Here is an 8,961-nt window from a genome sequence, read left to right as displayed (position 1 = left end):
GGGCGCCCTGATCTTCCGCGACCGGCTCACGGCCGCCAAGTTCGGCTGGCTCGGCGTGGCCTTCGTGGGTCTGATCCTGGTCGCCGGCGTGTCCGCGTCCGACCTGACCGGCGGCGGTGACGGCACCTACCTCGCGGGCCTCGGATACGCGCTGCTGGCGGCGGTTTTCTACGCCGTGTCCACGCTGATCACCAAGCGGGTCACCGGTGTGAAGCCGCACCTGGTCGCGCTGGTGCAGCTGGTCCTCGGCATCTTCCTGCTGCTGCCGTTCACCACGCTGAGCGAGACCCGGCACCTGGGCGCCGACTGGGGCTGGCTGGTCGGCCTCGGTGTGATCCACACCTGCGTGATGTACGTGCTGATGTACTCCTCGTACCAGAAGCTGCCCACCCCGAAGATCGCCGTGCTGGCGTTCGTGTACCCGGCCGTCGCGATGCTCATGGACTGGGCCGTGTACGGGCACCGCGTGAGTCTGCTGCAGGCCCTCGGCATCCCGCTGATCGTGGCCGCCAGCCTCGGCATCAACCTGGGCTGGACCTTCCGGAGCCGGGCCGCGGAGCAGGCGGCGGCCGCGCCCGCGACGGTCACCGCCGGGAACACGGCCGGGAACACCGCCGGCGCGCCCGCGGCGGCCGCCGCCGGGACGACCGCCGAGTCCAAGATCGAGATCAAGTCCGGAGGCACCCGATGACCCGCGTGAGCGACCCCAGCGCACCCCGCATCGCCGTAGTCGGCGCCACCGGCGCCGTCGGCAACACGCTCATCGACCTGATCGAGAAGCGGGGCTTTGGCTACCGCGACATCCACCTGGTCGCCTCGGCGCGTTCGGCCGGCACCGAGCTGAGCGTCGACGGCGAGTCCCATCCGGTGCGGGCCGTGGACGAGTTCGACTTCTCCACCGTCGACCTGGCCTTCTTCTCCGCGGGCACCGAGGCCAGCCAGCAGTGGGTGCCGAGGGCCACCGCGGCGGGCGCCGTCGTCATCGACAACACCATCGCCTTCCGCATGGACCCGGACTCCCCGCTGGTCGTGCCGCAGGTCAACGCCCACGAGCTGGACCGGCGCCCGAAGTCCGGCGTGATCGCCAACCCCAACTGCTCGACCATTCCGCTGGTGCGGCTGCTCAAGGGCGTCGAGCAGCGGTGGGGCGTACGGCAGGCCGTGGTCAGCACCTACCAGGCCGCCTCGGGCCTCGGCCACCCCGGCATCGACGAGCTGAAGGACGCCAGCCGCGCGGCCCTCGACCACCCGGACGAGGCGTACCCCGCCAAGGAGTTCACCCCGTCGCTGGCCTTCAACGTCATCCCGAAGATCGACCGCTTCCTGGACTCCGGCTTCACGCTGGAGGAGCAGAAGATGCTCCAGGAGTCCCGCAAGATACTCGGCCTGCCCCACCTGGACGTGACCACCACCTGTGTGCGCGTGCCGGTGGTCAACGGCCACTCGGAGGCCGTGTGGATCGAGACCCACGGCGTGGTCGACCGCGCGGAACTCGTCGAGGTGCTGGCGGGACTGCCCGAAGTGACCGTGCACGACCGGGAGTCCAGGCACGCCTTCCCCACCCCCGCCACCGTCGACGACCCCGACCGGGTGCACGTCGGCCGGGTCCGCGTGAACCCGAACAACCCGCGCGCCTTCTGGCTCTGGCTGGTCGCCGACAACCTCACCATCGGCGCCGCGCTCAACGCCGTCCAGATCGCCGAGGAGCTCGTGGACCGGGGGACCCTGTGACGGCCACACCACCGGCCGGGGAGCGCCTGCCGCCGGCGGTCCTGAAGTTCGGCGGCTCCAGCTTCCGCACGCTGACGGCGTATCAGCAGCTGGCCGAGGCGCTGTCGCGGCGGATCGAGGAGGAGGGCACCCGTCTGGTGGTCGTGGTGAGCGGCCAGCCGGGCGAGACCGAGCAGTTCCGTGAGCGGCTCAGCCAGGTCAACCCGCACCCGGAGGACGAGACCGTCGCCGGTCTGCTGACCCTCGCCGACACGGTGGGCGCGCAGCTGCTGGCCACGGCCCTGCACCGGACCGGCCGCACGGCCACCGTGCTGGCCGGGCACCAGCTGGGGCTGACCACGGACTCGTCGTTCATGTGGGCCCGGCTGGAGCACACCGACCCCGAGCCGCTGCGCACCGCGGTCGACGAGCACGAGGTCGTGGTGGTGCCCGGCGGCCAGGCCGCCGACAAGGAGGGCCGGCCGACCTGGCTGGGCAAGAACAGCTCGGACCTGTCGGCGGTGGCGGTCGCGGCGGCGGTCGGCTCCCGCAGCTGCGAGATCCACTCGGACGTCGACGGCATCTACAGCTCCGACCCGCATCTGATCACCGGCGCCCGGCTGCTGAGCGAAGTGTCGTACAACACGGCGGCGTTGATGTCGCTGTACGGCGCGAAGGTGCTGCACCGAAGGGCGGTCCGGCTCGCCCAGCGCAACCGCATCGAGATCGTCTGCCGCTACAACCGGGCGCCCTTCCCGGTGGGTTCGGTGATCGGAACCGCGGGCTCGTCGGTGGCGGCCGTGGTGCTGAACCAGCGTTCGGCCGCCCTGCGCTACGCCACCGAGGAACTCGCCGACCGCGCCTACACCGTGTTCCACGCCGCCAACATCGACGTCGTCCGCCTCACGTCAGGTCCGCTGGTCGCCGTCACCGGCGGATTCGTCGACCTGCCGGAGTTCCAGCGGCGGCGCGGGCTGACTCCCGGCGAGTACGCCGGTGTTCCGGTGACCGCGGTGCGCGGCAGTCAGGTGGTCACACAGCTGGCCGCCGACGAGGAGGACGCGCTGCACCTGACGCAGCGCCTGCACGACCACGTCAACCGTCCCGGCGCGGATCCGGCTCCCGACGCGCCGCTGCTCGAGATGCAAGGAGTGTGAACGTCATGACCGTGACCACCGAACGCACCGTCCCCGCCGCCGGGCCCGTCACCACGCGGACCCTCGGCGAGATCACCCTGCCCGACGAGGTCCGGGACACGCTGGGCGCGCAGCTGAACCGCCTGGCGGACCCGAACACCGACATCGACCACTCGATGGCGCGGCTGCTGCAGATCTTCTCCTCGCTGCCCACCGATCTGCTCCAGCAGATCCTGGACTTCGGCCGGCACATCGACACGCCCGGCGTCTGCCTGGTGAGCAACCTGCCGGTGGACGCCGAGCTGCCCGGCACGCCGTCCGACGGCGGGCCGAGCCGTGAGAAGAAGTCCTTCGTCGCCGAGGGCGTGCTGCTCGGCCTGAGCGGTCTGCTCGGCGAGCCGATGGGCGTACTGACGGAGAAGGCGGGGCAGTTGGTGCACGACGTCATCCCCGTCCAGGGAGGTGCGAGGACCCAGACCAACCAGGGGTCGGAGACCTTCCTCAACTTCCACAGCGACATCATGCACGACGTGATCGGCCGCTACGACATAGCCAACCCCGACTTCCTGGTCCTCAGCTGCCTGCGCGCCGACCACGAGGGCGTGGCCGGGACCTTCTACGCAGACGCCCGCGACATCTCGGCCGCGCTGGCGCCCGAGGTGCTGGACACCCTGCGCAGCCCGCTGTTCCGGCTCAACGCGCCGGGCAGCTACGTGCGTGACGTCGCCGGCGGCCAGGACGTGCTGTCGGAGCCGGTGCCGATGATCAGCGGGCACCACGACTTCCCGGAGATCGCCATCTCCGCCAACGGCGTGCACGCGCTGACCAGCGGCGCCCGCCAGGCCCTGGACACCCTTCAGGAGGTCTGCCGCCAGGTCGCGCACAGCGTCCACCTGCGGCCCGGCCAGGCCCTGCTGATCAACAACCGGAAGGGTGTGCACGCCCGGTCCACCTTCACCGCCCGCTACGACGGCCGCGACCGCTGGCTCCAGCGCACCTACGTGCGGCGCAGCCTGTGGAACGTGCGCTACCGGGTGACCGAGGAGAACCGCCGCGTGCACTACTGATCGCACCGCACGGCGGAAGGCCCCGCGGGCCGGCCGGGCCCTGCCCGGCCCCCGCGGGGCCTTCCGCCGTGCGCCGGCGGCTGCCGGCGCTCGCTGCTCGGACGGAGCCCGCGGCGGGGTGCGCCCCACACCTGTCCGTGCCGGCTGTCGTCGGTTCGCCGTGCCGGAAGGGGCGGCCGCTCAGGACCGCCCCTTCCCGCGCCGGATCAGGATGCTTGCGCGACCCGGTTGAAGAGCCGGCCGGCGAGGTCGACGCCTGTGACTGCGCCGCTGGCGTCGCGGGAGAAGTAGCCGCGCTGCCCCTTGAGGCCGCCTTCAGTGACGATGTACTCGTCGGCGTCGCCGGGAAGGAAGCCGATGCCCGCGGCCGGGTGGTCCGGGGGCATGTCCTCCTCCGACGCCTCGCGGATCTCCGGCTTGATCCCGACCGCCAGGGTGAGGCGGGTGCCGTCGGTGGCGATGTCGAGGTCCATGGCGTCGATCTCGTAGCGGCCAACGACCTCCTGTCCCCGGCCCTCGTCGTACGGGACGGGCTCCGCCGTCTTCTCGACGACGCCGAGGCAGTGCTCGAGTACCCATCGCACGACGGACTGGTTGAAGGCGTAGCCGTCCGGGCCGGCGTTGGCCAGGGAGACCACCGCGAAGCCGCGTTCGGGCACGATGAGGAGTTCGGCGAACTGGCCGTTGCCCGAGCCGCCGTGGCCGATCCCGTGCAGGCCGTCCAGGTCGTGCAGGAACCAGCAGATGCCGAAGCCGTCGCCGAGCGAGGAGGCGCGCAGCTCGACCGTCCGCTCCCTCATGCGATGCAGCGCCTCGGCGGGCAACAGGCCATCGCCGCCGCCGAGTTGGAACCGTGCCCAGCGCAGCAGATCGCTCACCGAGGAGGCGAGCCCGCCGCCGGGGTTGTCACCGCGCGCGCCCTCCTTGAATCCCGCCCAGGGCCGGGCGGGGTGCATTTCGCCGTCCTCACCGCGGTTGTGGCCCACGGCGAACTTGCGGACCATCACCTCGGACAGGCCGTACACGGTGTCCGCAAGGCCCACCGGCTCCAGGAGCAGCGAGGCCATGGCCTGCTCGAAGGACAGGCCCGTGACCTTCTCGATGATCCGCCCGGCCAGGTTGTATCCGGCCTGGCTGTAGGAGGCGCGGACACCGGGCGGTGCGATCAGCGGCAACTGGGGAAGCTTCGCCACCAGCCCGGCCAGTGAGCGGTCGCCCTCGCCGTCGTCGATCAGGTTCCAGTCCAGGCCCGCGGTGTGGTTGAGCAGGTTGAGGACGGTGATCTGTGCCGCGGTCCGCTCGTCGGCGAGCTTCAGTTCGGGCACGTAGCGCCGCACCGGCGCGTCCAGGTCGACCTTTCCCTCCGCGACCAGGCGCATCAGCGCGGTCGCGGTGAAGGTCTTGGACACCGACCCCAGGGAGAACAACGTCTTCTCGTCGACCGGCAGTGGGTTGCCGAGGCCGGTCGAGCCGTGCGCGGCGTAGATCTCCTGACCGTCCAGGAGCACTCCGACGGCGACACCGGGAACGTCGAGCTCCGTGGCCTGTGCGTTGACGAACTCCGACAGTTTGTCCCGCGGCATGTCTCCCCCTCCGACTTGAACTAAGTACGAGAAGGAGCGTAGACCGCCGCTCGAACTAAGTGCAAGCCGTGTCATGAACTAAGTGCAAGTAGGGTGGTCGCCATGCCGCGAGACACACTGACCGCAGACCGGATCGTCCGTGCCGCCATCGAGCTGCTCGACGAGGAGGGACTGGACGGCCTCAACATGCGCAGCCTGGCGAAACGGCTCGACTCGGCCGCCACGGCCGTCTACTGGCACATCAAGACCAAGGACGACCTGATCCGACTCGCCGGCGACGCGATCTGGCAGGAGGTCGAACTGCCCGATCTCGACGCCACCGACTGGCGTACGGCCGCCACCGCCCACGCCTCCAGCATGCACGCGATGCTCACCCGGCACCCCTGGCTCGTCCAGGCATTCGGCAGCCACCTCCTCCACGGAGCCGGCCAGGCCCGGAACAACGACCTCAGCCTCGCCATCTACGAGAAGGCGGGCTTCGTCGCCGCCGACGCGGACCGGGCGGCCGCCACCGTCTTCACCTTCGTGCTCGGCAGCGCGCTCGGCCCTGCCGCACAGGTCTCGCTCAACCGCCGGCTGAGCAGGAACGGCGTGGACGCCGAGCAACTGCTGGCCGAAGCCATGACGCGCGCCACCGAGACCGCCATGCAGTTCCCACGCCTGCGCGAACGCCTCGGCACCACGGCCGCCACGGAGTACGGCGCGGCGCCCGACGACACGTTCGCGTTCGGCCTTCAGTCCCTCCTCGACGGCTTCGAGGCCCGCCTCACCGCCGCCCGCGCCGGCCGGCGCGAGTGACCACCCCGGACAGCACCCGCCCGACCGGACCACGGCCCCTTTCCGGCTTCGCGCCGACGCACGAACAGGCGAGGCGAGGCGGAACGGGGACACCGACGTGCCCCTGAGCGCTGCACTGAGGACGAGAAGCCTGGCCGCCCGCCGAAAGGCGCCCGGAGGACCACGAGGCTCAGTACGCCGTCGAGTGCGGCATCAATCGCCTCACGTCATCGAGAGTGATCCAGTAGCGGCGCTTGACCCCGGTCTCGGTGCTGCGCACATCTTCGAGGACGCCGCCATTGTTCTCGATGGTGCGCGCCGAGCCGACGTTGCCATCGTCACAGGTGAGGAGGACCCGGTCCAGACCGAGCGCCGGCGCCTTGAGCAGAACCGCCCCCAGCGCCCACGTGGCCAGTCCGCGCCTTCTGGCAGAAGGCCGGATGCTGTAGCCGATGTGTCCGCCGCCTTCCAGCAGAAAGGCGTTCAGATAGTGCCGAAGGTCGATGGCCCCGAGGTACGTCTCACCGTCGATGATCCACCAATGGGTGGCGTGGACGCGTCCTTCCCCGACAGGCAGCGACCGGTCCGACTGCTGCCGCAGGCGCTCGACCCATGAGGCGAACCCTTCCGAGCTGTCCAGGTCATCGTCACCGACCAGACGCAGGCCGGTCCCGTCCTGGTGAGCGCCAGGCTGCCACTCGTCACGCGCCGTGAGCCACGAGGAATGCAGCCGTTCCGTGGGAGCGATCAGTTCAGCCATGCGCGGGACGATAACACCCTGACCTTCTGCGCGATCAGGCACTTTGTGCCCGATCGGGAGACCGGCCCGTCGGATGGGTGCAGCGGGTGAACCAGGTCGAGGCGGATCGCCTCACTTCGCCGCGATGGATCAACCACTACCTTGCTCCACTTGGGGCGCAACGCACTACGGCCGCCTCTTCGGCTGCTCGCGGTACCAGCAACCACGGCAGCAGCCATCGTGCCGTTCGCCGGTGCGGCCCCGGCCGTGCCGCGTGGCGGTTACGGACCGCTCTTCTTCGTCCTGGCCGACGTCTCTGCCGCCGCCGCGTTCCTCGCACCGTGGACAGCCACCGGCGCCGTACATCGCCGATTCCGCCGGGGCGGGGACCGACGACGACGGGGCGACCGGGTGGGGACGGCGGGGGTGTCGCGGAGGCTCGCCCGGAACGCGCAGGGCCGGTGGGACGTTCAGCAGGTCCGCGCGCGCGGCGGCGTGCAGCGTCGCAGCCCAGGAGCGGGCGGTCGCCGGCGGCGAGCCGAGCAGTACCAGCAGCCCGCGCTGCCCGGCCTCCTCCATCAGCGCGAGGGCCGCGGTCAGACCGCCCACGGCGTCCAGCCCGAGGGCCGCGCCGTCGTAGCGGGCGGCCAGCCGGCCCGGATCGGCGGCCCCGCCGTGGGTGAGGTCGGCGATGATCGGGAAGGGGCGGCGCAGGGTGACGAGGGCACCCGACTCGGCGTCGGGCAGCGGCTGTTGGAGTACGCGCACTCCGTGCTCGGCGAGCCGGGGCAGCATCGTGTGCAGCCGGTCAGGGTCCCACGTTCCGCCCGCGTCGGCCATCAGCCAGGCGTCGGGCCGGTACCGGCGCACCGCGTCGAGCCGGGCCAGGTCGTCCTCGACGGAACCGGCACCGAGCCTCAGGTTCAGCTTCGGCGAACCCGGGCCGTGGCCGGAGCCGTGAGCGGAGCCGTGACCGCGGCAGTCGCCGCCCCGCAGCTCCGCTTCCAGCTCGGCGGGCGGCAGGAGCGGCAGGGTGTGGATGCCCGGCAGCGGGCGCGGCGGCGGCACACCGAGCAGTTCCCAGGCGGGCAGCCCGCTCCGTTCGGCGAACAGGTCCCACAGGGCCGCGTCGACGGCGCTGCGCGAGGGCCCGGGCGGCAACAGTGCGGGCAGCTCCGACGGGCTGATGCCTCGCACCAACCCGGGCTCCGCGGCCGCGAGTTGTGCGCGGACGGCATCGTGGCCGTGCGCCGCCGCGTACGGCAGCAGCGTGGCCTCCCCGACCCCGGTGGCGCCGGCGCCGAGCAGGGTCACCCGCAGCACGGCCCACCCTCGCCCGCCCCCGGCGGCCGCCCCCTCGGACACGGGCACCCGCGCGGACACGGGCGCGGGCGCGGGCAGTACGGCGTACTGGACCCGCAGCGGTGTCGCTGCCAGGGATCGGAGGAGGACCGGGTCGAACACGAGGGCTCCTGACTCGCTGCCGCATTTCCGGAGCACCATCCTGTCCGCCCGACCCGGCGGCGGACAGCCCGGCGCCCCGGCCCATGGCGGCGTGGCCGCAACCGGACATCGGCGTCCAGGCGCCCTGCCGGTGGACGAGGACCCTGACGGAGAGGGTCTAGTCGAGCAGGCCCATCTTCACCGCCGCGACGCCGGCCTGGAAGCGGCTGTCCACGCCGAGGCGTGTCATCAGGTCCGCCATGACCCGTCGCAGGGTCCGTACGGACAGGCCGAGTTCGCGGGCGATCGCCTCGTCCTTGCGGCCGGTGGACATCAGCCGCAGCACCCACTGCTGCTGGGCGCTGAGCCCGGTCTCCCGGCTGGACGGGGTCGTCTCCAGCGGGGCGGCGGACGCCCAGCACATCTCGAACACCTTCACCAGCAGAGCGGTGACGGCCTCGCCGCGCAGCACCGTCATCGCGTCGCCCGAGTCACTCTGCGGCGCG

At 71.7% G+C, this 8,961-nt stretch carries 9 protein-coding genes; 5 read left to right on the top strand and 4 right to left on the bottom strand.

Annotated features, from left to right (window positions below; all coding sequences use genetic code 11):
• The 4 genes from IE249_RS11465 to IE249_RS11450 all read left to right on the top strand — a co-directional run.
• Positions 1–691: DMT family transporter (locus IE249_RS11465; RefSeq protein WP_229858141.1), on the top strand; the 691-nt coding region annotated here is incomplete at its 5' end.
• On the top strand, positions 688–1,731 hold the full coding sequence (locus IE249_RS11460) for an aspartate-semialdehyde dehydrogenase (protein WP_189704685.1): 1,044 nt from the start codon (positions 688–690) through the stop codon (positions 1,729–1,731). The genes IE249_RS11465 and IE249_RS11460, both read left to right, overlap by 4 nt.
• Positions 1,728–2,867: an amino acid kinase family protein gene (locus IE249_RS11455; protein WP_229858137.1), complete on the top strand. Its 1,140-nt coding sequence runs from the start codon at positions 1,728–1,730 to the stop codon at positions 2,865–2,867. The genes IE249_RS11460 and IE249_RS11455 overlap by 4 nt, the downstream gene beginning before the upstream one ends.
• A 5-nt stretch (positions 2,868–2,872) precedes the next feature.
• Positions 2,873–3,913 (top strand): TauD/TfdA family dioxygenase, encoded by a 1,041-nt coding sequence (locus IE249_RS11450; RefSeq protein ID WP_189704684.1) that lies wholly within the window; start codon positions 2,873–2,875, stop codon positions 3,911–3,913.
• 206 nt (positions 3,914–4,119) lie between these two features.
• Here the strand turns inward: IE249_RS11450 and IE249_RS11445 are convergent, their stop codons facing one another.
• Entirely contained in the window at positions 4,120–5,496 is a 1,377-nt protein-coding gene (locus IE249_RS11445; RefSeq protein WP_189704683.1) for a serine hydrolase domain-containing protein, read from the bottom strand.
• Between the two features lie 102 nt (positions 5,497–5,598).
• Between IE249_RS11445 and IE249_RS11440 the strand changes: the two genes are divergently transcribed.
• Positions 5,599–6,294, top strand: a complete 696-nt coding sequence (locus IE249_RS11440; RefSeq protein WP_189704682.1) for a TetR/AcrR family transcriptional regulator — start codon at positions 5,599–5,601, stop codon at positions 6,292–6,294.
• 169 nt (positions 6,295–6,463) lie between these two features.
• Here IE249_RS11440 and IE249_RS11435 read toward each other — a convergent pair whose 3' ends face one another.
• The 3 genes from IE249_RS11435 to IE249_RS11425 form a co-directional block, all read right to left on the bottom strand.
• Positions 6,464–7,033, bottom strand: coding sequence for a GNAT family N-acetyltransferase (locus tag IE249_RS11435; RefSeq protein ID WP_189704681.1), 570 nt, complete (start codon positions 7,031–7,033; stop codon positions 6,464–6,466).
• Between the two features lie 165 nt (positions 7,034–7,198).
• Entirely contained in the window at positions 7,199–8,476 is a 1,278-nt protein-coding gene (locus IE249_RS11430; protein WP_189704680.1) for an enolase C-terminal domain-like protein, read from the bottom strand.
• A 157-nt stretch (positions 8,477–8,633) separates the two neighbouring features.
• The coding region (locus IE249_RS11425) for a response regulator transcription factor (protein WP_189704679.1) at positions 8,634–8,961 on the bottom strand (328 nt) is incomplete at its 5' end.

This window comes from Streptomyces anandii JCM 4720 (assembly GCF_014650655.1).
Lineage (GTDB): Bacteria > Actinomycetota > Actinomycetes > Streptomycetales > Streptomycetaceae > Streptomyces > Streptomyces anandii.
This window is presented reverse-complemented; position numbering and strand designations above follow the sequence as displayed.

What these genes read in the sequence shown, in the direction of transcription:
- IE249_RS11445 (WP_189704683.1), bottom strand. Translation starts at nt 5,496, where the DNA reads ATGCCGCGGGACAAACTGTCGGAGTTCGTCAACGCACAGGCCACGGAG.
- IE249_RS11440 (WP_189704682.1), top strand. Translation starts at nt 5,599, where the DNA reads ATGCCGCGAGACACACTGACCGCAGACCGGATCGTCCGTGCCGCCATC.
- IE249_RS11435 (WP_189704681.1), bottom strand. Translation starts at nt 7,033, where the DNA reads ATGGCTGAACTGATCGCTCCCACGGAACGGCTGCATTCCTCGTGGCTC.
- IE249_RS11460 (WP_189704685.1), top strand. Translation starts at nt 688, where the DNA reads ATGACCCGCGTGAGCGACCCCAGCGCACCCCGCATCGCCGTAGTCGGC.
- IE249_RS11450 (WP_189704684.1), top strand. Translation starts at nt 2,873, where the DNA reads ATGACCGTGACCACCGAACGCACCGTCCCCGCCGCCGGGCCCGTCACC.